The 21946-nt window shown below is 58.1% G+C and carries 26 protein-coding genes; 10 read left to right on the top strand and 16 right to left on the bottom strand.

Annotation, left to right across the window (positions count from 1 at the left end; genetic code table 11):
• Nucleotides 1-271: 271 nt before the first annotated feature.
• From ACIOWL_RS18870 to ACIOWL_RS18860, 3 genes are read right to left on the bottom strand one after another with little or no spacing between them, the layout of a single operon-like run.
• Entirely contained in the window at nucleotides 272-574 is a 303-nt protein-coding gene (locus tag ACIOWL_RS18870; protein WP_400388738.1) for a hypothetical protein, read from the bottom strand.
• The gene (locus ACIOWL_RS18865; protein ID WP_400388735.1) at nucleotides 571-804 is read right to left on the bottom strand and encodes a helix-turn-helix transcriptional regulator; all 234 of its coding nucleotides are present in this window, start codon (nucleotides 802-804) and stop codon (nucleotides 571-573) included. The genes ACIOWL_RS18870 and ACIOWL_RS18865 overlap by 4 nt, the downstream gene beginning before the upstream one ends.
• Nucleotides 794-1006, bottom strand: a complete 213-nt coding sequence (locus ACIOWL_RS18860) for a helix-turn-helix transcriptional regulator (protein WP_400388732.1) — start codon at nucleotides 1004-1006, stop codon at nucleotides 794-796. Before ACIOWL_RS18860 ends, ACIOWL_RS18865 begins: the two co-directional genes overlap by 11 nt.
• A 656-nt stretch (nucleotides 1007-1662) precedes the next feature.
• On the opposite strand from ACIOWL_RS18860, the gene ACIOWL_RS18855 reads away from it, so the two are divergent.
• The 3 genes from ACIOWL_RS18855 to ACIOWL_RS18845 all read left to right on the top strand — a co-directional run bounded on the left by ACIOWL_RS18855 (nucleotide 1663) and on the right by ACIOWL_RS18845 (nucleotide 4205).
• Nucleotides 1663-1800, top strand: coding sequence for a hypothetical protein (locus ACIOWL_RS18855; protein ID WP_400388730.1), 138 nt, complete (start codon nucleotides 1663-1665; stop codon nucleotides 1798-1800).
• 81 nt (nucleotides 1801-1881) lie between these two features.
• Complete coding sequence (locus tag ACIOWL_RS18850; protein WP_400388727.1) at nucleotides 1882-2982, top strand: tyrosine-type recombinase/integrase; 1101 nt, start codon at nucleotides 1882-1884, stop codon at nucleotides 2980-2982.
• A gap of 881 nt (nucleotides 2983-3863) precedes the next feature.
• Complete coding sequence (locus ACIOWL_RS18845; RefSeq protein ID WP_400388725.1) at nucleotides 3864-4205, top strand: hypothetical protein; 342 nt, start codon at nucleotides 3864-3866, stop codon at nucleotides 4203-4205.
• Nucleotides 4206-4714: 509 nt separating this feature from the next.
• Here the strand turns inward: ACIOWL_RS18845 and ACIOWL_RS18840 are convergent.
• The 8 genes from ACIOWL_RS18840 to ACIOWL_RS18805 all read right to left on the bottom strand — a co-directional run bounded on the left by ACIOWL_RS18840 (nucleotide 4715) and on the right by ACIOWL_RS18805 (nucleotide 11967).
• Nucleotides 4715-5092: a hypothetical protein gene (locus tag ACIOWL_RS18840; protein ID WP_400388723.1), complete on the bottom strand. Its 378-nt coding sequence runs from the start codon at nucleotides 5090-5092 to the stop codon at nucleotides 4715-4717.
• Between the two features lie 157 nt (nucleotides 5093-5249).
• A complete protein-coding gene (locus tag ACIOWL_RS18835; RefSeq protein ID WP_400388720.1) occupies nucleotides 5250-6986 on the bottom strand; it encodes an MOSC domain-containing protein in 1737 nt (578 codons plus the stop codon).
• A gap of 46 nt (nucleotides 6987-7032) precedes the next feature.
• The gene (locus ACIOWL_RS18830; RefSeq protein WP_400388717.1) at nucleotides 7033-7620 is read right to left on the bottom strand and encodes a dienelactone hydrolase family protein; all 588 of its coding nucleotides are present in this window, start codon (nucleotides 7618-7620) and stop codon (nucleotides 7033-7035) included.
• A gap of 79 nt (nucleotides 7621-7699) precedes the next feature.
• Entirely contained in the window at nucleotides 7700-7951 is a 252-nt protein-coding gene (locus ACIOWL_RS18825) for a hypothetical protein (protein ID WP_400388714.1), read from the bottom strand.
• 65 nt (nucleotides 7952-8016) lie between these two features.
• A complete protein-coding gene (locus tag ACIOWL_RS18820) occupies nucleotides 8017-9621 on the bottom strand; it encodes an ABC-F family ATP-binding cassette domain-containing protein (RefSeq protein ID WP_400388711.1) in 1605 nt (534 codons plus the stop codon).
• Between the two features lie 266 nt (nucleotides 9622-9887).
• On the bottom strand, nucleotides 9888-10589 hold the full coding sequence (locus ACIOWL_RS18815) for a demethylmenaquinone methyltransferase (protein WP_400388708.1): 702 nt from the start codon (nucleotides 10587-10589) through the stop codon (nucleotides 9888-9890).
• 56 nt (nucleotides 10590-10645) lie between these two features.
• Nucleotides 10646-11617, bottom strand: coding sequence for an SRPBCC domain-containing protein (locus ACIOWL_RS18810; RefSeq protein ID WP_400388705.1), 972 nt, complete (start codon nucleotides 11615-11617; stop codon nucleotides 10646-10648).
• Nucleotides 11618-11628: 11 nt separating this feature from the next.
• Nucleotides 11629-11967, bottom strand: coding sequence for an ArsR/SmtB family transcription factor (locus ACIOWL_RS18805; protein ID WP_400388702.1), 339 nt, complete (start codon nucleotides 11965-11967; stop codon nucleotides 11629-11631).
• Nucleotides 11968-12260: 293 nt separating this feature from the next.
• On the opposite strand from ACIOWL_RS18805, the gene ACIOWL_RS18800 reads away from it, so the two are divergent.
• The 4 genes from ACIOWL_RS18800 (at nucleotide 12261) to ACIOWL_RS18785 (ending at nucleotide 16926) form a co-directional block, all read left to right on the top strand.
• Nucleotides 12261-13484 carry a transcriptional regulator gene (locus ACIOWL_RS18800; RefSeq protein ID WP_400388699.1) on the top strand — a complete coding sequence of 408 codons (1224 nt, stop codon included), beginning with the start codon at nucleotides 12261-12263 and terminating at the stop codon, nucleotides 13482-13484.
• A gap of 179 nt (nucleotides 13485-13663) precedes the next feature.
• Nucleotides 13664-15187, top strand: coding sequence for an aldehyde dehydrogenase (gene adh / locus ACIOWL_RS18795; protein ID WP_400388696.1), 1524 nt, complete (start codon nucleotides 13664-13666; stop codon nucleotides 15185-15187).
• Between the two features lie 150 nt (nucleotides 15188-15337).
• Nucleotides 15338-16363, top strand: coding sequence for an alcohol dehydrogenase AdhP (gene adhP, locus ACIOWL_RS18790; protein WP_400388693.1), 1026 nt, complete (start codon nucleotides 15338-15340; stop codon nucleotides 16361-16363).
• Nucleotides 16364-16512: 149 nt separating this feature from the next.
• Nucleotides 16513-16926, top strand: coding sequence for a DUF779 domain-containing protein (locus ACIOWL_RS18785; protein ID WP_400388690.1), 414 nt, complete (start codon nucleotides 16513-16515; stop codon nucleotides 16924-16926).
• A gap of 34 nt (nucleotides 16927-16960) precedes the next feature.
• On the opposite strand, the gene ACIOWL_RS18780 is transcribed toward ACIOWL_RS18785, so the two are convergent.
• Nucleotides 16961-17230, bottom strand: a complete 270-nt coding sequence (locus ACIOWL_RS18780; RefSeq protein WP_400388688.1) for a recombinase family protein — start codon at nucleotides 17228-17230, stop codon at nucleotides 16961-16963.
• Between the two features lie 291 nt (nucleotides 17231-17521).
• Here ACIOWL_RS18780 and ACIOWL_RS18775 point away from each other — a divergent pair, with 291 nt between their 5' ends.
• The gene (locus ACIOWL_RS18775; RefSeq protein ID WP_400388685.1) at nucleotides 17522-17941 is read left to right on the top strand and encodes a hypothetical protein; all 420 of its coding nucleotides are present in this window, start codon (nucleotides 17522-17524) and stop codon (nucleotides 17939-17941) included.
• A 97-nt stretch (nucleotides 17942-18038) separates the two neighbouring features.
• Here the strand turns inward: ACIOWL_RS18775 and ACIOWL_RS18770 are convergent, their stop codons facing one another.
• The 4 genes from ACIOWL_RS18770 to ACIOWL_RS18755 all read right to left on the bottom strand — a co-directional run bounded on the left by ACIOWL_RS18770 (nucleotide 18039) and on the right by ACIOWL_RS18755 (nucleotide 19956).
• Nucleotides 18039-18701: a uridine kinase gene (locus tag ACIOWL_RS18770; protein ID WP_400388683.1), complete on the bottom strand. Its 663-nt coding sequence runs from the start codon at nucleotides 18699-18701 to the stop codon at nucleotides 18039-18041.
• A gap of 58 nt (nucleotides 18702-18759) precedes the next feature.
• The gene (locus ACIOWL_RS18765) at nucleotides 18760-19080 is read right to left on the bottom strand and encodes a hypothetical protein (protein WP_400388680.1); all 321 of its coding nucleotides are present in this window, start codon (nucleotides 19078-19080) and stop codon (nucleotides 18760-18762) included.
• Between the two features lie 199 nt (nucleotides 19081-19279).
• Nucleotides 19280-19534 carry a GNAT family N-acetyltransferase gene (locus ACIOWL_RS18760; RefSeq protein WP_400388678.1) on the bottom strand — a complete coding sequence of 85 codons (255 nt, stop codon included), beginning with the start codon at nucleotides 19532-19534 and terminating at the stop codon, nucleotides 19280-19282.
• Nucleotides 19510-19956, bottom strand: a complete 447-nt coding sequence (locus tag ACIOWL_RS18755) for a hypothetical protein (RefSeq protein WP_400388675.1) — start codon at nucleotides 19954-19956, stop codon at nucleotides 19510-19512. The genes ACIOWL_RS18760 and ACIOWL_RS18755 overlap by 25 nt, the downstream gene beginning before the upstream one ends.
• 936 nt (nucleotides 19957-20892) lie before the next feature.
• Here ACIOWL_RS18755 and ACIOWL_RS18750 point away from each other — a divergent pair.
• Nucleotides 20893-21282: a pyrimidine dimer DNA glycosylase/endonuclease V gene (locus ACIOWL_RS18750; protein ID WP_400388672.1), complete on the top strand. Its 390-nt coding sequence runs from the start codon at nucleotides 20893-20895 to the stop codon at nucleotides 21280-21282.
• A gap of 37 nt (nucleotides 21283-21319) precedes the next feature.
• Nucleotides 21320-21754: an acyl-CoA thioesterase gene (locus tag ACIOWL_RS18745; protein WP_400388668.1), complete on the top strand. Its 435-nt coding sequence runs from the start codon at nucleotides 21320-21322 to the stop codon at nucleotides 21752-21754.
• The last annotated feature ends 192 nt before the right edge of the window (nucleotides 21755-21946 follow it).

Genomic DNA, 21946 nt, shown 5'->3' with positions numbered 1-21946 from the left:
CATGACCGGCTCCCGAATATACGTTCCTTGTCGGCGTCGGTGAGCTGTTCGCCGAGACGCCACCTTCCCTGATCGTCGAGCCGCCATTTGTGTTTCTGATCGGTGGCAGGGTCGATGCAGTGCCGCTCAGGGCCGTGAGGCCCGCGCCGGTGCGCGTTCCACGCTGCTTCGCCGTAGAAATTGGACTTGCATCCGTGACAGTGGCCCGTGCGGTCACCCGGGGGATATGACACGTCGCAGTGTGGGCAGATGATCCAGTTCTTGCCGGCGCTCATTTTGTGCCGCCGAGCGGACCGGTGATGGTGATCGTGTACTGCTTTGGGGATTCTCCCCACACAGGTAGCGTGGCGTGGTCGGCGCAGTAGAGCTCGTCTATATCGCCGTTGGGGTGCCCTTGGGTAGTCAGTCGAAACTGCGAGACTTCACTGCATGTACGGATCCGGCACTGCGTCGAACGCCGCGCGTTAGAATGGCTGTGAGTCGTTTCCTTGCTATGGGTTTCGGCGGAGGTCGTAGCAGATTCTTGGTCGGAGATGCTGCGGCCTTTTTCAATGCCGGAGTTTTGCTTGTTCACGGCTGAGTTCCTTTCATTGGCTCAAGCTGGGACTCTTCCCATGCGATAACGTCCGAGAGGCGCCAGCGCGGCCGTCCGCCATAAAACATCGCCCGCGGTAAATCACCACCACGAGAACGAACGTTGTAGATCGTCCGGACGCTCATGTTAAGACGTTCCGCGAGCTGGGCCGGGGACAGATGAACTGTCTGCAGCTCATTCAGTGCGTCTGTGGATAAGTCAGTGGCCATGGCTCTTTTCCTCCTTTTCGAATTGCTCATTGATCCACTTCTCCACGTCTTGCTTGCGGTACATGATCTTGCCGCCGAGTAGTGCAGATGCCGGACCTTTATTGCCAAGGTTGCGGTAGTAGCGAAGTGTCGATTCTGAGATTTGGGTCATCGCCGAAACATCCTTCATGGTGAGGAGCTGTGCGGCTTGTCCTTGGTTCACCCGAGCCTCCAAACTAGATTTTCTGGTAAGACGCATATCGTCTTTCCTAGTTCAACTATGACAGGGAAAATTAGTCTGAGTCAACTAGTTTTGACTAGATTTGTTTTGATCTGACGTATATCGTTGATTTATGCAGATACCGAGTGACGACCAAATTGGAAAAAACCTGGCGACATTGCGCGGGCCGGTCACCCAGCAGGAGCTAGGTGAGAAGATGCGCCAGCGGGGTTTCAAATGGTCGCAAGCTACTGTGTGGGATGTGGAGCGCGGAAAGCGTCCGCTACGCCTGACTGAGGCACTGGAAATCGTCGCCATTTTGGACGAGCCGGGTGTCACCGTCGATTCGCTCTGGGCTGTTCCAGCTGAACTCCATGCAACCCGGGAGCTGAAAAGTGCGTTCGCAACTGTTCGCGAAAAATGGGAGAACACTGTTTGGGCTATCCAACAACTGCTAGCCAGCCATGATGCAATGCGCGAAAAAATGGACAGGGTTAGCCTTGAAGATCTCCCGCCGATAGCTGAAACGAGAATCACGCGGCGCGCCAAGGGCATCGGTGGCTCGCAAGCAAACATGACTCAAGCACCGTCGCGCGCCGAAAGTGTTGCTGATTGGACGCGCCGCTCCGTTGGTGACGTTTCTAAGCTGACGGTAGAGAGTGCAGTTGAAAAGGGCCAGTCTGAGCATGACGAAACTCCAAGCCCAAATGAAATCGAGGCTGCCGGCGACTGGTATGCGTCAATGCATGCGGAAGAAATGCGCGGCAAGTAATCCACGGGAAAGAATTGAGGGTTAGGACATGGCGAGGCCACCGTTGCCGATAGGCGCATGGGGAAGAATTAGCCGCAAAGAGGTGGAGCCAGGAATCTGGCGCGCCATGGCCCGCTTCCGCGACTTCGACGGAAAGACGCGCCAGGTAGAACGGCGGGTGCCCGGCAAGAATGGCGCCGCTGCCGAGCGCGCGCTCGTCGCCGAGCTGCTAGACCGTGCTAATAGCGTCGGCGCTGACATCACCCGCGAGAGCCGCCTGAGTTCCATCGTGCCGCTCTGGTGGGGCGAGCAAGGCGAAAAGAACCTTGCCGACAGGACCCGCGACCGGTACACCGACGTTGTGGATAACCACATTATCCCTGGCGTAGGGAACTTGCGCATGCGCGAGGCGACAGTCCCCGCCATAGATCGGTTTCTCAAGACGCTGAGCGCGAGTAGCGGCAAGTCCACGGCTAAGCATGCCAAGTCGATCCTGTCCGGAATGCTGGGTCTCGCTGTCCGGCATGGCGCGCTCGACGCGAACCCGCTGCGCGACGTTTCACCAATCCGTACTGACTCCAAGGCGGTGCGGGCTCTGACCGTTGACGAGGCCCGCGCCCTGCGTGCTGGGTTGCAGATCTGGCAGGAAGGCAAGAACGCCGCAGGTCGCGCCCGTCCGCAAGATCTCCTTGACGTGATCGATGTGATGCTGGCGACCGGCTGTCGCATCGGGGAAGCGATGGCGTTGCGCTGGTCTGATATTGATCTGGCCAGCACGCCGGCAACTGCAACAATCAATGGGACGGTTATCTTCGCCAAGGGACAGGGGCTCAAGTGGCAGGCCCACCCAAAGAGTGAAGGTTCCCGACTGACTTACTCGCTGCCGGCATTCGCCCGGGACATGCTGTTCAGGCGGTCTACGGAAGTCGTGAGGAATCCCTACGATGTCGTGTTCCCCTCGGCTACGGGGACGTTGCGCGACCCCAGTAATTACAGGAAGCAGTGGAACAAGGCGCGCGAAGATCTCGGGTTCGCATGGGTCACGCCGCACACCTTCCGCAAGTCTGTGGGCACCATCCTGGCCAATTCCAGCGGCATCGATGCCGCGGCTGCGCAGTTGGGCCACTCGTCGACGGCCATTACGTCGCGGCACTATGTGGAGCGTAGCTTGGCGGCGCCGGACCATGCTGAGATCCTGCAGGCGTTCGGTTCGACTGGCGACGGCTAGCCAGCGTTTACCCAGCGGAAACTATTATTACCGTTGTATATCAATGATTACTCTTGCTCTTCACTGGCGGCCTGATGCCCATGTCAAGTCGTTATTTTGAGCTTCAGCGTGAGCTAGCGTTATGAACGATTCGCTATTCCATTGGTCGCGGGTTCGACCCCCGCAGGGCGCACAAGCAAAACCCGCCGTTCACTTGGTAAAACAAGTGAACGACGGGTTTCTTCTTTGTCGGCACAAGACCGATTTACACCACCATTCCACCACAATTTATATTTCAGGCTCCGGCTTGTCGGACGTTCAAGCGGTCAGCTAGAGAGGCCGCATTTGAAGGTTGCGGCCGCGTCGACTCCGGAAGCCCCAACCGCACGGTTATCGGACGCGATGCGTTCCATTGTCAGTAGCCAGGACTTTCGTGCATTCCGAAAGTATCGGACGGTGACGAAGCGCCAGCCGTACGCTGAAACCAGCCCTCCGGGCTCTTCGTAAAAGTGGAACTGCGCGGGGGCTCATTAGCTGGCCCCGTTCATGCGTTATTGATCGAAAAATCTCTTGCCCCCGTCGACTATCGAATGCTAGGAGTGCCCTCATTGGCTTTCCGCAAGATGCATGACGGATATCACACTGTTGGCGTACACTTCATGCCCAAGATGGTTGGGGAGGCACTCGTAATGGGTTACTGGAAAAGCACCCAGTCAAAGAGCTTGAAGAGCTACTAGATCTCTTCCATCGTCAGGGCTGGAGAATTGAGCGAGGGAGCAAGTACCACAAATTGAAGTGCCCTTGCGGGCACCACATGACAACCGTGCGTCTTACTCCCAGCAGCCCTCGTTATGCTCTAAATAGAATCAAATACCTGGAATGTCAACCTTGCTACGAAGGAGATGGATGAAATTATGCTTTACGAATACACAACTTCTCTGACCATCAAAGGCAATGGACCCGACGACGAATTCGAAGCTCATGCACTCGGGGTGGCAGACGCTCTGGTCGACTTGGAAGATTCGAATGATGGCCTGCTTGACTCCACCGTTGGAGCCGATTCGGGCACTCGGACGCTTGAAATAGAAATGACATTGCAGGCCGATACCTTTGAAGGCGCTAGCAAGCTCGCCCTTGCGCTTGTCCACGAAGCCGTCGGGAGTGCTGGTGGATCCGTCTCCGGGTGGGAAACTCGAATCCAGGTAGACGAATCATCGCAAAAGCGTCTGTTGGTGTCGCAATAACAACTCAGTAGCAAATGCCCCTATCCATAGCGAGATAGGGGCATTTTTATACGGGGCTTTTATTCGGATTCTTAGCTTGAACTGACCGACGTTCGCTATCTCGTACTCTCAGGTTTTATCGATCAGTAAAGGCAGCGCGGTTTCGCGGTCCATCAGATCTGTCAGGCCTTGAGTGTTCATTGCCTGCAGGTTCGGCACCGGGAGTGCGCTCAGAAAATCCCACTGTTCACTTGGAAGATAAGCGAAAGGCGGGTTTTTATCAGGGTCAGCGTCAATACTGACCGTAATCTTCCCCTGTAACCAATGATGATGCGCTCGCCGAGCCGTCAAACTTGGCGGTCGATGAACAGCAGTACCGGTATCAGGCTACGAGCAATTCTTCTGTGCCAATAACTGAGATGTGGGATCGTGTGCTCTTTGGCGGATGCGGAATCTGGTCCCTGCGAAGCTACCGGCCATGGATATTGAATTCACGATCGGTATCGAAAACAGGTGCGGTCAACGTCGGGCTAACCCTCCACGATAACTTGGCCGGCGCCGTTTGGATTGAGCCTGTTTTGAAGGTCTGCGAGCTCCTGCGCAACGTCGGCGAGCACTTCCTCGTCATCTTCCCAGAGCTCTCGGAATTCCGAGCCTGGTTCGAGCATTGCAGAGAGCAGCTGGACTCCGCGTTCCAGAAGTTCGTCGAGTACTACCAGATCTCCCGGCCAAACATAGGTCCGGCCGAGTGCGCTGAGCATATAACACGCGGCCCGGATCTCGTCGTACTCGTCCTCGACTTCCAGCGTCGCCTTGATGCGGGAACCAACGTCGATCCCGTCGAAAAAACTAGTGAACCAGTCCGCTGCGTCGTCGTTTTCCCAAAGTTTTGTTCCCCATGCACCCATGCGGTGGCACCTTTTCCAGTCAGTCGGTCTGCAGACCGTTTGTTGTCAGGGCGAAGTCGCTCTGATCTCATACTGCCTGAATGAACCGACGTTTAGAAGACAGGTGAAGCTATGCATTCACCGCCGGGAGTTCCTCGCTTCGTACCCTTTTGCGTGGTTAGAGCTGTAGCTCCAAATCTTCGGTGGGCGCCGCTACGCAGGCCAGAATCTGGTTGCCTTGCACCCTGGCGCTGGGGTCCAACAGATAGCTCACGCTCCCACGGCGCACCGTGAGCGCGCATTCGCCGCAGGCTCCGGCCCGGCAGGAATTTTTCGGCTTGAGTCCGTGGGATTCCAAGGATTCAAGCAACGTGCCTTCCTGCGGGCGCCAGGTGAACTCGGCTGCTCCGGAGGAGAAGGAAATTTGTGCAGGTGTGTACTGCTCCAGGAGCTCGGTCAGATCCGCCGTGGGGGAAACAAAGGTCTCCCGGTGGATATTCTCCGGGGCGATCCCCGCCTGCTGGCAGGCGGCAAGCGCCAGGTCCGTGAAACCGGCAGGGCCGCAGATCATCACGCTGTCACACGTTGCGACGGCTTCCGCCAGCTCGGTCAGCGTTGGGCGGCGTTCACGGGTGTTGACGTGAGTGATCCGAGCGTCGGCCAGCGTTTCCCGGGCGAGTGCGCTCGCCTGGGTGAACAATTCGCCTCCGGGGCTGCGTTCGGTATGGAACAGGTGAAGCTCGCGCAGCTCGGGTGCCTGGTCCGCGCCACGGAGCAACGCCAGCGTGGGGGTGATGCCGATACCCGCGGTGAGCAGCGCGGTACGTCCGGTCAGCACCCGGCTGGCGGTCATGGTGCCGTGCGGACCGGAGACCAGGAGTTTGTCCCCGGGCTGAAGCTGCGCCATTCTTTGCGACACGGTTCCTGCGGTGTGCACGGCGATCGTGATGATGTCCTGGTGCACCGAAGTAATGGTGTAATTACGCCACAACGGGTCCGGCAGATGAACCCGCAGATGGGTTCCAGGCTCGTCATTATCTTGAATCCACCCGTGCGGATCACGCAGCGAGAGCTGAACGGCATCCGAATCCAGCGCGCGACGTTCAACAACCTCTAGGAATCGCGGGGTGCGCTTGGAACCAACCAAGCCCAGCGCCCGGGAATCTTCGGGATCGACGTGGATTTCGTCTCCGGCCTGGAAGGCTCCGGCCTCTAAAACGGTGCCGTAGATGCCACAGTGCAGGTGCCCGAAATGGCTTGCCAGCAGCCGTGGGCCGTTCACATCCACCTGTGTGGTGCTGGGGTTCACGGACGTCGCGGGGCAACGTTCGATGGATTTGGTGATGGCGATCCGTGCAGTTCCAACCCGCACCACCTTGCCGATCAGGTCGAACTCGCCAAACGCCGGCACGCCCTCCAGCAAGATGTTGCCACGGTAACGCAGCGGATCCAGTTCAACTCCCGCGGCCCGGGAGAGGACCTCAACGGTGCGGGGATTGATCAAGGAAATTCCGGCGAGCCGTGAATCGAACATGCCTTGGGAGGCCGCGACCAGGGTGCGCTGGTAGCCACCCTGTGCGGGGATATGGCCGCTCAGGTACTCCGCCGCGAGGCGGCGATCCTCAGGATCAGCGGAATTAAAGGTCAGCGGCTCGGCGCCGCTGCCTGCCGGAGCTGTCACCGTGATGAACGGCGGGGCCGAGCTGACCTGCCATTTTTGCAAGGATACGTCGTTTTTTAATGCGGTAAAGGTGCCGCAGGACTGCCAAACCCCATCCTCGACCTGGACGCTTCCGTTTCCCAGTGCGACGGCACGGTCGCCACGAAGCCCGTCAGCAACACTCGCCGTCGCGCTTGATAGTTCTTCGGCGGGAAGTCCCTTGACGGGGAAACGGAACAGGCGCTCAATTCGCATATTAAGAGTCTAGTCGGCTGGGTATTTGGCGTGCAGGTCGAGGAGCTTAGAGCTCGGCCAGGAACTTTTTGATGCGCTCCATCACCAGGGCACGTGCCTGCGGGTCATGCGAAGGGAGGGAGCTGTCGGTAAACAGGTGCTGGTCACCGGGGTAGGTGAACAACTCGGCAAGCCCCTCACCCTGGTCGCTGACAAAACGTTCGGCCGCTTCCAAGTCTCCCTCGTGGGCGAAAAACGGGTCGTCGTCCATGCCGTGGATTTGTACCGGGACAGCTGTCGGCCAGGGGCCGAAGCTCCATTCGGCATCCAGATCAACAAAGGATTCAAGCAGGACCGCCCCCAGGGCTCCGGGGCGTTGCTGGACGCACTGCTGAGCCAGGGCGGCACCCCACGAGGTGCCGATGTATACCAATTCGTCGGGCAAGTTCTTGAACAGCTTGTCCACACGCTGCTGGATCTTGTCTTCGCCAACCTTGTTGGCCATCAGGATGCCGGCTTCAAGGTCCTTAGGCAGCTTGCCGGCGAACAGATCCACCGGGTGGACGGTATGCCCCTCAGCGCGAAGCTCGGCGGCCATGGCCTGGACGCCGGGGGTCAGGCCTTGGACATGGTGAAACAAAACTATGGTTGCCATTAAGCAAACTCCTAGGGGTGGCTCGGGGTGGGCCTGTGGTTTCGGTCTGGGCCGCGCGGTAGCGCAACCCGGATGAGGATTATCGTTCGTCGACCAGGTTATTGATACGCGCAGGCAGGTGCTCGATTGCGTGCTCCCACCCCGGCATTTGGCTGTTGATTTCGACGCTGTAGCCCTCGGTCAAGAAAAACTCGGCGCAGGTTAACGCCTCAGCTTCTGTTCCGGCTTCATAGATGAAAGCTCGTAGGATGTCTCCCCAGAGCAGGGTGGCGGACTGGTCGATGACCAAACCTGAATCTACAACTTCAACGGTGCGCTGCGGGTAGGACATGTTTGAACTGCTTTCGGTCCTGGGCGTTGTACTTTGTTCAAGTCTACGGGGAGATCGTGCTCGAATCACGTCCCCGGAGCATTGACCCTGCTTAGCTTGCGGGAAGAATCAAGCCTGAATGCGTAGTCCAACTCAAGTTGTGCAAGGAAATCCTGGTCGTGGCTGACCACTAAAAGTGCCCCGCGATAGGCCTTCAGTGCTTCGGCGAGTTGTCTCACGCTGTCGATATCCAGATTATTGGTTGGTTCGTCGAGAATCAGTAACTGGTTCGGGGGAACGGCAACCAACAAGCATGCTAAGTAAACACGCAAGCGTTCGCCTCCGGATAACGTGCCCAGCGGACGGTTGACGCTCGCTCCGCGAAGCAGCAGCCGGGCCAGCGTGTTGCGGATGGTTCCCGGAGGTACCTGCGGGGCTGCCTGCTGGACGTTTTCCACGGCAGTGCGCAGCTCATCCAGGCCGGTGAGCTGTTGCGGCAGGTAGCCCACCCGATCTACGTAGATGGTGCCGCCCAAGGAGCCGGTCGGGCTCTGGCCGGAGAGCATCTGTTTCAAGAGCGTGCTTTTCCCCGTGCCGTTGGGACCGGTCAGTGCCACTCGTTCAGGGCCTTGCACCTGGTGCCAGCCCTTGCCATCGCTGAGCTCAAGCACACGTCGTCCTGCCGGAAGCCCCGGGTCGGGCAGCTCCAGATTAATGTGCTCGATGTCCCTGATTTTGGTTTGGGCCTGAGCGGCGTGCTGCTGCGCGGCGTCGATTTTCGCGTCATGCTGAGCCCGGGTTTTCCCCGCATTCGCCTCTGATTTTTGTTTCAGGCTGTTGGCCAGGATGCGCGGCATGTTGCCGCCTAGCTGTTCGGCCCTGCCCTTGCGTTTGGTGCGGGCCAGTTTAGTTTCAGCCTCGACGCGTTGTCGTTTTTCGACTTTCAGCGCGGAATCAGCGCTCTTGGCGGCTTGGAGCGCAGCATATTGTTCGGTATCAAACTGTTCCCGGTACAGGCTGTAGGGTCCGCCGAAAAACCGCAGCTTCCCGCGGTGCAGCTCGATGGTGTGCTGCATTTGTTCCAAAAGTTGCAGGTCGTGGCTGACCACAATCAAGGTGCCGGGCCAGGTTTCCAACAGGCCATACAGCAGCTCGCGGGTTTCCAGGTCGAGGTTATTCGTTGGCTCGTCAAGCAGGGTGATGGGTTTGCGGGCAAGGCGCAGGCCTAGCACCGCCAGCAGCATGGTTTCACCGCCGGAGAGCTCGTCAACCCGGCGGGTAAGCTCCATGCCGCCAAAACCCAGCGGGGTCAACTCGGCCTGGACCCTGGCTTCGAGGTCCCAGTCGGAGCCGATGGCATCAAAATCTGCCGGGTCGACGCTGCCGGACTCGACGGCCTTCAACGCGCGGTAGGTGCTGGCGACATCTAAGAGGTCAGCCAGCGTGGCATCGGACTGCAAGGTGATGTTCTGCTCCAGGTAGGCTGCCTCCCCGGCAACGGAGACCTGGCCCGAACTAGGGTTGAGTTTTCCGGCAATCAGCTTGAGCAGGGTGGATTTGCCGCTGCCGTTGGTGCCGATCAGCCCGCTGGCGCCAGCGGGAAAGGTCCCCTCAAGCTGTGAGAGTGCTTGGCTGCCATCGGGCCAGGCGAAGCTGAGTGCGGTGAGGGTAATGGGTGGGGTCAAGGCCATGGTGGCTCCTAAAAAATCTGGGGAGGCAACCGGGCGAAGATGTCGATAAATGGTCCGCGGCAATGGAAGGCGAACCGAGAAGGACGAAGATCTGCACCGGAAGCCAAAGTATGAACGTGCATCCAAGAAAGGACGCGAGACGGTTCGTGGCTATGCGCAGATAAGATCCATGGTTATGAGTGTAACAGGCTGTGCGGGGAGCCTTGCACAGAAAAAGCTCGGGGTGCACCGAAAAGGCGCACCCCGAGCCGACAACGACTGTGAACTTATTTCCAGGCGCGGTGTACCGCGACGATGCCCCCGGTGAGGTTGCGGTACTCGACGTTTTTCCATCCGACGTTAACGAACTTGCCGCCCAGGGTCTCCTGGTCAGGCCAAGCCGCGATGGATTCCGCGAGGTAGGCGTACGCCGAAGGATTCGGCGAGACAATGTAGCCCAACGCCGGAATGGCCCGCGGCAGGAACTGCTGGTAGGCCACCTTGATCGGAACCACGGTCGGGGTGGAAAACTCGGCGACGACGATCCGGCCGCCTGGTTTGGTCACGCGGCGCAACTCCGAGAGCGCCTTCTCGGTGTCGTCGATATTACGCAGGCCATAGGAAATGGTCACCGCGTCAAAGGTGTCATCCTCGAAGGGAAGCTCGTGGGCGTCCCCGTACACAAAGTCCAGCTCGGGGTAGCGTTTGCGGCCTTCCTCAAGCATGCCGGTGGACATGTCGCAGGCGGTGACCTTCGCGCCGGCCTTGGCCAGCGGCATGGAAGACGTGCCGGTTCCAGCCGCCAAATCCAAGATGCGCTCGCCGGGTTTCGGCGCGATTGCCTCGGTGGTGATTTTGCGCCAGTAATTCACGATGCCGCCGGTCATCAGGGTGTTCAGCAAGTCATAGCGCGGAGCTAGTTTGTCGAACATGTTCTGGACCTGATCGGCCTGCTTATCCAGGCCTGCACGCGAATTCTGGGAAGTCATGTCTCTAAGTCTTTCACACTTGCCCCGACCCATCTGGCGATTGTGGGGTGTATCGCTCAGAGCAATGATTCAAGGCGTGCGTAGCTGGCCTCCATTCCGTCGACCATCCCGGTGCCCAGCACCATGTCCCGGGTTTGCGCATCGGGGTAGGTGATCACCAAACTCAGCAATGTCCCGGACTGCATCGGGGTGAATGCGGTTTCATTGAGCGTCGCCGGATAATCGGTATCAAGCATCTGCTCGGTGAAGGATTCGAAGTTGTGCGGGGTGCTGGTCAGGCACACACCGGTGAAACCGAAACCCTGCCCTTCAACACCCGGGCCCGGTTCCCACCAATAGCGGTAGCTGTCTCCGGCCTTCGCCGGCAGGATGCATTCGGTCATCAGCCAGCCATCGGGGCCCAGCATCCAGCGTTTCATGAGTTCCGGATCGTGGTGCGCACGCCAAACCTGCTCCTGGGTGCCTCGAATGATGCGGCTGATGCGCACCTGGGTATCGGAGAGCACCTGGGCTTCGGTGGCGAAACTCTGCGCGTAGTCGCGCAGGTCGATCAAGACCTGCTCGATCTGGCTCATGGCCGAACGAGTACCGTCGATCATGCCCATCGCGACAACCTGCTCCAGGTCTGCAACGGAGTCGAAATTCGAGGTGATGGTGAGCCTGCAGCCGTCCTCTTGGGGATCGAAGCTGAAAACGGTGCGGGTGGCGGGCAGATCTGGATTGATGCTCCCGTCGGCATGAGCGAAGCCGTCGGTGACCTCAAAAAATTTGTGTTCGACAACTTCGGTCCACGTCCAGTAGCCGTGGAACTGCTCGCCCTCCGGCGAGGTCATGTAGTAGTTGCTTCGCCCGCCGACCGCTCCGTCATGGCGGGTGAAGGTGGCCGGGTATTCAACCGGTCCCCAGAATTTTTCGATCTGTCGGGGGTCCAAGTAGGCGTCCCAGAGGCGGGTGACCGGGACGGGGAAGCTGGCATTGACGGTCAGCGTGAGCGTCTGAGGGTCTTTGAGTACGGAGGTGACAGGCATGGTGTTGATCCTTAGTCGGTTTCAGTCGCGAGGAATTCATCAAGCCTGCTGATGCGCTGGCGCCAGATGTCCTCGAAGCTGGTGAGAAGTTCCTGTACATGTCGGATGGTGTCCGGCTGGCCGCGGACAATACGTTCGCGGCCACGTGCGATTTTGGTAACGAGGCCCGCTGCTTCCAATGCGGCAACGTGTTTCTGGACGGCGGCAAACGACATGTCGTAGGCCGCGGCCAGATCGCTGACACGGACTTCGGCGCTCAACGTCCGCCGCACGATGTCTCGTCGTGTGGCGTCGGCCAAGGCGCGGAAGACCTTGTTTACCTGTTCTTCGCTCAACTCATATACAACCATTTGGTTGTATATTAGCTCGAGGTTTGGGTTAGGGGAAGGGGTGTGGTGTCCAGATCTGCGCGCACGGTGGGAGATTGGATGATAAAACACCTAATATTTTTAGGAGTAAAGTCCACTATTTTAGACTTACGGGCGAAGGATGCGGTGGAGCGAGGTGGAGGGTGCTCGCGTGGATCCGCGGGTGGACTTATGGGGCAAACACTTCAAAAGCTCATTTCCATGACCTAGTGTGTAAGGTACGCATGGGGGTGACCTGCGTTACGCTGAATTTTTGATGGGTATCTGGAGTCACGGTGGGCGAAACTGGTATGGACTGGTCGGCTGCGGCGAGCCAGGCGCGCAAGGCGCATGAGCTTTTGGGGTCTCATCTGACTGACCTCGACGCGCTTCCCTTGCGGAATGTGGTGCGGGAATCGTGGCGGCGTTCGCTATCGAGCCCACTGCAATTCGGCCATCCTGAAATGCTCAGTGACGACAGCCTGCGGCTGGCCCGGGAACGCAGCGAACTGCAACGTATTTGGCCGGTTTTTGAAAAACTGCTGGTGCCGGCCGCCAGTGACGCGAACCTGCTGGTTGCCCTGGCCGACGCGCAGGGAACACTGTTGTGGGTTGCGGGAAATCACGGGGCGTTGGATGGCGCGGAAAACGTCGGGTTTAGCGCAGGGACCAACTGGGGCGAGTCCTCCGTTGGCACATCGGCACCGGGCTTGGCCTTGGCCACCGGAAGCGGCGTGCAGGTTTCCGGTGCCGAGCACCTCTATGAGCATGTTCATCACCTGAATTGCTCGGCCGTACCGATCCGGAACCCGCGCACCGGGCGGATCATCGGGGCCGTGGACCTGACCGGTGGGGTCGACGCGATCGCCGTGCATTCGCTTCCCCTGCTCCAAGCCGCGGTCGCCGCGGCCGAGGGGCAACTGTTGCTGCCGACCCTCGCCTCGCAACAGGCTGATGAGGATTTCCTGGACTTGTGCGCCAGCGATGGGCCGCGAATTTCAGGCAAGCCGCTCTCCTTGCGGCATGCGGAAATCTTGACCATGCTGGTGGCTCATCCGCGGGGATTGACCAGCGCCCAGCTGGTTGAAGAGCTTTTTGAGAAACCCGATGCCGCTTCCGAGGGCACGGTGCGTTCGGAACTGGTGCGCCTGCGCAAGGCGTTGGCCGACTCGTCTGAGCGGCGAATCGCCGCACGCCCCTACCGGCTGGAGTGGGAGCTGCAGACGACGCTGAGCAGGCTCTGGCAGGCCATGGAGCAAGGCGACCTTGAGCGCGCACTGCAGCTGTATCCGGATGAGATCCTCGTGCGTTCCCAGGCTCCGGGCATTGTGGCGCTGCGTTGCCGCGCACAGATGGCCCTGCGTGAGATGGTGCTGGACCGCGGCACCGGGCAGCAGCTGCTGCGCCTAGGCCGCCAGAGTTCGGATTCCCAACTTTTGTTAGCCGCCCTGCGGGAACTGCCGCTTGATTCTCCGGCGCGATCCCTGGTGGTTGCCGAAATTGAAGCGCTTGAAGCGTAGCTAGTCCCGGTTTTGCTTCCGCGCGGGCCGGAGGTTTTGTGCGCACTGAAGCGGCCGGTTAAACACTGAGCAGAACCATGCAACCTTGATGCAACGTTTAAGTGACTAGAGTCACATCCCAAGACGGTGGGTTACACAAACACCGACGCGAAGCGGATCGACGAAGGAGTCACTGAGCCATGAGCATCTACGCAAACCCGAATACCGATGGGGCGCTGGTCAATTTCAAGTCGCGGTATGAGAACTACATTGGCGGCCAGTGGGTTGCCCCGGTCAAGGGTATGTACTTCGAAAACGTCACCCCCGTCACCGGAAAGGCCTTCTGCGAGGTTGCTCGCTCAACCGCTGAAGACGTAGAGGTCGCTTTGGATGCGGCGCACGCCGCGGCCCCCGCGTGGGGCAAAACCAGTCCAGCTGAACGTGCGGTGATCTTGAACAAGATCGCGGACCGCATCGAGCAGAACCTTGAACTGCTGGCCGTCGCGGAAACCTGGGACAACGGAAAAGCCGTCCGTGAAACCCTGAACGCCGACCTCCCGCTGGCGATTGACCACTTCCGCTACTTCGCCGGAGCTATCAGGGCCCAGGAGGGCACGCTGTCCCAGCTCGACGACAACACCACCGCCTACCACTTCCATGAGCCGCTGGGTGTCGTCGGGCAGATCATCCCATGGAACTTCCCAATTCTCATGGCCGTCTGGAAGCTCGCACCGGCATTGGCCGCGGGTAACGCCGTCGTCCTGAAGCCGGCGGAGCAAACCCCGGTAAGCATCCTGGTGTTGCTTGAACTCATCGGAGAACTGCTTCCGGCCGGCGTGCTGAACGTCATCAATGGTTTCGGTGTTGAATGCGGCAAGCCGCTGGCTTCCAACAAACGAATCCGCAAGATCGCGTTCACCGGTGAGACCACCACGGGCCGGTTGATCATGCAGTACGCCTCGGAGAACCTCATCCCGGTCACCCTGGAACTCGGCGGCAAGTCGCCGAACGTGTTCTTCGAAGATGTGGCGGCCAAGGACGACGCCTTCTACGACAAGGCCCAAGAAGGGTTCACCCTCTTCGCGCTGAACCAGGGCGAAGTCTGCACCTGTCCATCACGCGCATTGATCCAGGAGAGCATCTACGGCGAATTCATGGAAAAGGTAGTGGCACGTACCCAGGCCATCAAGCAGGGCAACCCGCTGGACACCGAAACCATGATGGGTGCCCAGGCCTCCAACGACCAGCTCGAGAAGATCATGTCCTACATGGATATCGGCAAGGCCGAAGGGGCCAAGCTGCTCACCGGCGGCGGCCGTGCGGAACTCGGCGGCGACCTGGAAGGCGGCTACTACGTGCAGCCGACCATCTTTGAAGGCACCAACAACATGCGGATCTTCCAGGAGGAGATCTTCGGACCGGTGGTTGCAGTGACCAAATTCAAGGATTACGACGACGCGATCTCCATCGCCAATGACACCCTGTACGGCCTGGGTGCCGGCGTCTGGAGCCGAGCGGGCAACGCCGCCTACCGCGCCGGCCGTGATATCCAGGCCGGCCGTGTCTGGGTCAACCAATACCACGCCTACCCGGCGCACTCGGCATTCGGTGGGTACAAGTCTTCGGGCATTGGCCGCGAAAACCACCTGATGATGCTGGACCACTACCAGCAAACCAAGAACTTGCTCGTCTCCTACTCGGAAAACAAGCTCGGCTTCTTCTAAACTGCGCCACCCCACCGCGGTATATTCACGCATCTGCCACTGTCTTGCGCGACCGTCAGATGCACTAGACCTCGAAGGCCCGAGGCGGTTCCGGAACGCTGATCCCGGAGCCGGCCTCGGCCTTCGAAATCAAAACAAAGGACTATTCCTATGGGCACCATGAAAGCTGCCATTGTTGAAGGCTTCAGCGAAGAACTCAAGGTAGAGAACGTCTTGATCCCTGAGCCGGGTCCTGGCCAGGCATTGGTCAAACTCATCGCATCCGGCGTTTGCCATACCGACCTGCACGCGGCCGAAGGCGACTGGCCGGTCAAACCGAAGCTTCCGCTGATCCCGGGCCATGAAGGGGTTGGCACCGTGGTGAAGGTGGGCGAGGGCGTCACCGAGGTGCAAGAGGGCGACCTCGTGGGCAACGCGTGGCTGGCCAGTGCATGCGGCAGCTGCGAATTCTGCCGCACCGGTTGGGAGACACTGTGTGAATCCCAGAGTAACGGCGGCTACTCGATGGATGGTTCGTTCGGCCAGTACATGCTGGTGGACGCGAAATACGCGGCGCTGATCCCTGAAGGCTCCGACCCTCACGAGATCGCTCCGGTGCTGTGCGCCGGTGTGACCGTGTACAAGGGTCTGAAAATGACGGGAGTGCGTCCCGGCCAGTGGGTCGCGATCTCCGGTATCGGAGGTCTGGGACACATCGCGGTGCAGTATGCGGTTGCCATGGGTATGCGTGTTGTCGCCATCGACGTAGCCGATGACAAACTGGCGCTGGCCACCAAGCACGGAGCAGAAATCACGGTGAACGCCTTTGCGCAGGATCCCGCCACCGTGATTCAGGAAAAAATTGGCGGTACCCATGGGGTGCTTGTCACCGCGGTTCACCCGGCTGCCTTTGGCCAGGCGATCGGGATGACCCGTCGTGGCGGAACCATCGTGTTCAACGGTTTGCCGGCTGGCGACTTCCCGGCTCCGATTTTCGATATTGTGCTCAAGGGCCTGACCATCCGAGGGTCGATCGTCGGTACCCGCCAGGACATGATCGAAGCCCTGGACTTCTACGCGGCGGGGAAGATCAAACCGACCTTCCACACCCGTCCGCTGGAAGACATCAACGCAGTTTTCGACGAGATGCGCCATGCAAAAATTGATGGCCGAGTCGTGATCGACTACACCAAATAATCACCCGCACCTTCACCTCCTCCCAAATCCTGTGGCCCGGCATGACATCGTCTGCCGGGCCACAGGGCATGGACTCGCCGAAGGGTTTGGAGGACACTGGGCCTACCGCCAGTGTCAGCCAGGGCTTCATCAAATACAGGAGTTATGTCATGAGCACCATCACCGAAACCCGCGCATCCATTGAAGGTGAGGATTTCTCTCGTGTCGCCTTCACCGATGAGTCCTTGGAACTGTTGCGCAAGCTCTGGGGCATCCACGGCCCATTGATGTTCCACCAGTCTGGGGGCTGTTGCGACGGCTCATCGCCAATGTGTTACCCCGCCGGTGAATTCCGCACCGGTGGATCCGACATCCGGCTGGGGGTTTTGCCGCTTCGAGATACCGAGGGAAATGCGCTGGGCGATATCGATTTTTGGATGTCCAAGGAGCAGTTCGAATACTGGAAACACACCAAATTGACGGTCGACGTGGTGGTTGGCCGGGGCTCGGGATTTTCCGTTGAAGCGCCCGAAGGAAAACGTTTTTTGATTCGCAGCGAAATTATCGAGTTCCCCCAAGGCTAGGCGGGCAATCTTCAGCCTCCTGCAGGTTCGGGTTCTAATTTTGCCAATGTATTTTGACGATTGCGTGGCGGTGCTGCACCTGCGCCTGAACTGACGGATCAGTGAACCCACTTGTGTTGTTGGTGCGGTGCATGCCGTAAGCCACGCTAGCTCGGAGCTTGTCGAGTTCGGGCCGGAATTCGAGTGCGCCGGAGTCGGTGTCGGTAAAGTTGCGATAGCAGCCGGCCGCGGCGAGTGTATCGAGTTGAAGTTGAGCGTCTTGGTCGCCGGTGGAGACTCTGACACATCCGAGGAGGTGTCCCATGACTCAAGATGTACCAATACTCGTGAAGTATGAGTATTTTCGGTGACATAGTTTCTGGCACTGAGTTTTGCGGCGAAATGTCCTTGGAAAGCTGTTGAGTTTTCAACTGTCAGGATTTTTCGCTGATACCCGCAGATTAGTGTGTCATAAACGACCGTTTTGATGCTCCACATGCCGAACGCTCTGCGGGACAGAATTGCCAGCTCCTTGGATTCCGCAACGATAGATGATTGACGACTACTGAACCTTCGAATATGAATGTCATTAGCCACTGAAGCATCGGAGATAACAATGAACGAAGAACAGTTGCCGGAAGCTCACGAGCGTTTCACACGCCATTTCACGGCAGCGATTTACGAAGATCAAGCCTCGGAGTTTGCCCCGTTCGGATCCGATGAAGGATGGGATACGCTCCACGTGGCGGCCGAAAAACGCAACGAACTGACTATTCATTCTACGGTTGCGGAACTTCTGGAAATCGTTGATGCCCCAGCAACGGGCGCTTGGGGGCAATCGCCTGAGGCGGAGGAATGGAACGAGGATGCTGTTTTCGTTGCCGCCGCTGCCTTCACTCTGCTTCGCCTTACAGGGCAAATCGACGAACCTGGGCGCGTTTTGGCGCAGGAAGCATTAGGAATCCTGATTGATTTCTTCGGGGATGAACCTGAGCTAGTGCAACAGAAAATGGACTTAGAACGTTGGGACAGCTGACCCTAGAGTCAACATGGCAACTCCAAGCTGAGGATCCCCCCATTCCTGCAAACGAGCGTTTTCGGTGTCCTGTAAGAGGAACGCTATACGGGACGACTCAAGCTGTATCAACATCGATAACTTTCGGTGAGGAATAGTCCGTATTGTCGACGATGTAGGTGGCGCGTTCCCACGGGTGTGCAGCTTCGAAGTACAGTCGCTGACCGCCGACGTATCTGTTCATCGTTGGATGCTCTGGATCTGCATTGCTTCCTTTGCGTATTGCCATTCGAGCAGCTGCCTCCTCGAAAGGAACGTCCAAGAACACCGAGCAATCCCAATATGCGACAAGCTCATCACGGTGGAGAAACATGCCCTCAACCAGAATGAGAGCAGCTGATGGTGCGCGAACAGCCTCAGCCAACGAGAATTCGTCCCGCTGTGCATCGTATGAGGCTGGCGAATACCAGCCGTCTCCTTTGACGCCGAGTGGCACGAGCGCACCGTTTATTAGCGATTCATAGTTATAGGTGTCTTCCCAAAACCCTTGCGGTGAAGTGCGCCCCTGGAAATGACGAATTGAAGCTGGATTAAGAAAATCGTCGACGTGGACGGTGATAACAGGTCGTTCGTTAATTTGAGCGGCTAGGTTTGCTGCGAAAGTTGTTTTACCGCTGCCGTCAACTCCGTCGATGGCCACGATCCTTCGTCCGGGGCCGACGCTGCCGAGGATGCTATCTGCCAATGCTTTCATGAACTTCTCCATCGATTCATTTTCCATGAAGTCGCGTCCGGCTCGTCGTTGATTGAGGAACGTTCAACGGGACACTTGTAGGAGATCAGCCATTTTCCCTATCAGGTAATGGAGCGCCAGCGAGAAAAGCCTCATATTCTTCGATCACATCAGCATCCACTGAAGGCTGCTCGCTACTATAGCGTCCGTCAGTTCGATCTCTTTTCGGGCCGGAAAGCCAATACTCATCGCCAGTCTCGGGGTCAACGAAATTTGCGTCAAAAAGTCCGGAGACTTGACGCAGAGCAAGGCCACGAAAGTATGCTGTCCTCCACGATTTGGAGAACCGGACACGACTAATCCATGCAGGTCCGCGATCCGTGTTGTACCCGGTCTTGAGTTGAATGTACATAATGCGTTCCGCCATGAAGCCATCATAATCAGTCTGTATGCGGTTGGGATTGGCTTGTCGCGGGCGACCCCTGCGAATCGTTAGCGATCTACAGAAGATCGGAATAGAGGCCGGTACCAAACTCAACCCGCAGACCTGACCTCCTACGGGACGGTGTTCGCGGTTAGGCTATCAACTACTGGAATTGTTTCCGAAGCTTTCTGCCCATGATTGCCTACACTCTTGGCGACCAGACCCACGGAGTTGTGGTGGTGACTTTCTGAAATCCGAGGCGTTGCAGGATAGGCCTGCTGTCGTCCGATGCATCTACAACCAGGTACTTTATTCCGCGACCTAGAGCAATCTGCGCGCGGCGGGCCACGAGCGTCCGGTAGATGCCTTTGCCTCTCCATTGCTCCAAGGTGGATCCGCCCCATAGGCCCCCGAATTCAGTTCCGGGCATACCTACCAGCCAAGCGGCAGAAACCACCTTTCCATCCGCCTCGGCAATGAGAACATCCACGTTGTCCGGGGGGTAGTACAGCGACTCGCCAAGTCTTCGGCCAGCCACGACCAATCTTTGCCCCACACCTCCGACTCCATGTGAGCGATCCGCTCAAAATCTTCGCGGGCAGTGGTTTCTCGGATGGTTACCCCATGCGGCGGCTCGGCAGCAGCGGCTAGTTCTGTCGCGTTGCCGATGACAACGGTCTCTGTTTCTTCTGGCTCAAAGCCCGCCAGTCTCAACCGCACGGGGCGGTCGGGGCGGTCATGTCCATAGGTTTTCCATTCGACAGCTTCACCGCGGTTGCTGAAATAGTCACGCAGCCGGTGAATGAGCGAATCCAGTTCGGAAACGCTCAAACCGTCTATGCCCTTCGCAAAGGCAATCCCTTGAGCAGGAGTCGTCATCCGCAGAAGTGGGCCGTCCCATTCGGCTGTCCACGTTGATGGCATACGCTCTTCGATGCTTCCACGTACTTGGTCATCGTGAACTGCGAGTAAATCTCTGTGAGTATGCACTAGCCAATCCTGACACACTGGGTGGACTGCTTTTCTGTGCCTCGCCCGCTACGGCTGTGATCCAAAAGTCCCGTAAGCCGGTCCTCGTGCCGGTCGGGATTCGCAGTTCATGGCGGGCTGCTGTTGGGCGCGGTTCAGGCTGAGGATGTGTAATGGACGACGTGAACGACTTTGCGGAAGCCGTGTCTGTTGCACTCACCAGAGTATGATAGTTGATAGAAGCTGGACCACCTGACAGTTGCTTGTTAGTTCTGAGATCCGTGCATATTTTATTGGGAACGCTTCGTACCTGTATTTGGTATGGGGCTTCTTTCTTTAATTCGGGGCTATAGGCCAAAATGTGTGTCTGGCCTGAGCGGGCCGCTCTGACCGATCATTCTCAAATCGCTGTGGGCTAATGGCTTCGGCCATACCGCTTAGTACGCTGTAGAGCCCTTCCTTCGCAATCGCACCAGCACTTGTTTTACGCAGTGCGCAGGAGTTAGATGTCGTGACGCAACTTCTTGCCTGAGAAGATCTGGTTGAGCTTTTCCAGAATCCCGCATTGAGCGCGTAGTGCAGCCGTGACAAGCACCGCAAGGTACCCAGAGGATTGCAGCAATGATGCTCACAAGATCGTTCATCCACATTGAGTCCCATCCTTCACTAGAGCCTGCTGATCTCTTCGGTCAGCTTTGTGCCATTGCCACAAAAATAGACTTGCTGAAGGCACCGCGAGACCGGGGAATCTCCAGGTGGCACGCATACGCTTGAGTGATGCGCCTATAGTCTCTTCACCCCTCATTGCTGGATTCCAAGGGTTTGGTGGCGTGTTGGCGCGAAACCTTGTTAGCTCAGAAAGTGCTCTCTGGGCAGACCCGCGGTTTTACAAACCATCCGCAGCTGCAACGGATCAGGGAGCAAGAAGACCCGCTCAAGACCGTTGGTGCATACCTGCAAGGCCTGCTGGACGAAGCGCTAACCCGCGGTTACAACTTTGACTGGAACAAGATTCTTTTTCCGGAGCTGGAATCTAGGGCGGGGACCGTGCCAGTGAATACCGGACAGCTCGTTTTCGAAGCGGAACACCTCTTGCGCAAACTCCAGCAACGCGACCCAGAGCGTGGGATGCACCTGCAGTCTTTGGGTCTGGGCGCGCTTCCCGCGCATCCGCTGTTCATTGAGATCCCTGGGCCGGTCGCGGACTGGGAGAAAGATCAAGCTACGCGCCACTAAAGATGCGCCGGTAGCAAATCTTTGTTGCAATAAACGCATGGGACGAACAGTGAATCTCCCCGAGGGTGGGGAAGAAATAGAAATCCAGCTACGCTGGAGCGACCAAGATGCCTTGGGGCATGTGAACAACGCGAAGATTGTTACCCTCGTGGAGGAAGCTCGCGTTCGCTGGTCAGGGCGGCACGAAGGCTCGGAGTTATTTGAGCATGGTCTGGTCGTCGCGTCATTGAAACTGGATTACCTGCGCCCCGTTTATTACTCCTCTTGTGTCATGGTGCGGGTGGGGGTTCAACGTATCGGCACCACATCCTTTGTGGTGCGCCATATTGGATATCAAGACGGAACCCCGGTTTTTGATGCCAGTAACGTCATGGTGGCGCTCGCCGAGGACAAGGTCAGTTCGCGCCCACTCAATCAGCAGGAACGCAGTTGGCTCACCGAGCGGATTTTCGCGGATCAACAAATCAGCTGAATAGCGCCAAGCATTTCGCCGCCGGGTTATTCAGAGGTTCTGCGGTGTCCACGGGTTGAGGTGTGCACCCGTAGCTGCCCGAGGGCTGCCGTGTATGCCACAAATGGTTGTGCGTGCTCCGCTGGGACGGACTGCTCCCTTAGCTGAAAGTGCTGTCCACCAACACTGGAAATCAGCTTGGAATCTGATGGT

It is taken from the genome of Glutamicibacter sp. NPDC087344 (assembly GCF_044744225.1).
GTDB lineage: Bacteria > Actinomycetota > Actinomycetes > Actinomycetales > Micrococcaceae > Glutamicibacter.
The sequence above is the reverse complement of the archived record's forward strand: the minus strand, read 5'-3'. Positions and strand labels throughout refer to the sequence as shown.

Bases quoted from the DNA above. Each gene is read 5' to 3' on its own strand.
- ACIOWL_RS18865 (WP_400388735.1), bottom strand. From the start codon at position 804: ATGGCCACTGACTTATCCACAGACGCACTGAATGAGCTGCAGACAGTT.
- ACIOWL_RS18850 (WP_400388727.1), top strand. From the start codon at position 1,882: ATGGCCCGCTTCCGCGACTTCGACGGAAAGACGCGCCAGGTAGAACGG.
- ACIOWL_RS18845 (WP_400388725.1), top strand. From the start codon at position 3,864: ATGGATGAAATTATGCTTTACGAATACACAACTTCTCTGACCATCAAA.
- ACIOWL_RS18840 (WP_400388723.1), bottom strand. From the start codon at position 5,092: ATGGGTGCATGGGGAACAAAACTTTGGGAAAACGACGACGCAGCGGAC.
- ACIOWL_RS18835 (WP_400388720.1), bottom strand. From the start codon at position 6,986: ATGCGAATTGAGCGCCTGTTCCGTTTCCCCGTCAAGGGACTTCCCGCC.
- ACIOWL_RS18830 (WP_400388717.1), bottom strand. From the start codon at position 7,620: ATGGCAACCATAGTTTTGTTTCACCATGTCCAAGGCCTGACCCCCGGC.
- ACIOWL_RS18825 (WP_400388714.1), bottom strand. From the start codon at position 7,951: ATGTCCTACCCGCAGCGCACCGTTGAAGTTGTAGATTCAGGTTTGGTC.
- ACIOWL_RS18820 (WP_400388711.1), bottom strand. From the start codon at position 9,621: ATGGCCTTGACCCCACCCATTACCCTCACCGCACTCAGCTTCGCCTGG.
- ACIOWL_RS18815 (WP_400388708.1), bottom strand. From the start codon at position 10,589: ATGACTTCCCAGAATTCGCGTGCAGGCCTGGATAAGCAGGCCGATCAG.
- ACIOWL_RS18810 (WP_400388705.1), bottom strand. From the start codon at position 11,617: ATGCCTGTCACCTCCGTACTCAAAGACCCTCAGACGCTCACGCTGACC.
- ACIOWL_RS18805 (WP_400388702.1), bottom strand. From the start codon at position 11,967: ATGGTTGTATATGAGTTGAGCGAAGAACAGGTAAACAAGGTCTTCCGC.
- adh (WP_400388696.1), top strand. From the start codon at position 13,664: ATGAGCATCTACGCAAACCCGAATACCGATGGGGCGCTGGTCAATTTC.
- adhP (WP_400388693.1), top strand. From the start codon at position 15,338: ATGGGCACCATGAAAGCTGCCATTGTTGAAGGCTTCAGCGAAGAACTC.
- ACIOWL_RS18785 (WP_400388690.1), top strand. From the start codon at position 16,513: ATGAGCACCATCACCGAAACCCGCGCATCCATTGAAGGTGAGGATTTC.
- ACIOWL_RS18780 (WP_400388688.1), bottom strand. From the start codon at position 17,230: ATGGGACACCTCCTCGGATGTGTCAGAGTCTCCACCGGCGACCAAGAC.
- ACIOWL_RS18775 (WP_400388685.1), top strand. From the start codon at position 17,522: ATGAACGAAGAACAGTTGCCGGAAGCTCACGAGCGTTTCACACGCCAT.
- ACIOWL_RS18770 (WP_400388683.1), bottom strand. From the start codon at position 18,701: ATGGAAAATGAATCGATGGAGAAGTTCATGAAAGCATTGGCAGATAGC.
- ACIOWL_RS18765 (WP_400388680.1), bottom strand. From the start codon at position 19,080: ATGGCGGAACGCATTATGTACATTCAACTCAAGACCGGGTACAACACG.
- ACIOWL_RS18755 (WP_400388675.1), bottom strand. From the start codon at position 19,956: ATGACGACTCCTGCTCAAGGGATTGCCTTTGCGAAGGGCATAGACGGT.
- ACIOWL_RS18745 (WP_400388668.1), top strand. From the start codon at position 21,320: ATGGGACGAACAGTGAATCTCCCCGAGGGTGGGGAAGAAATAGAAATC.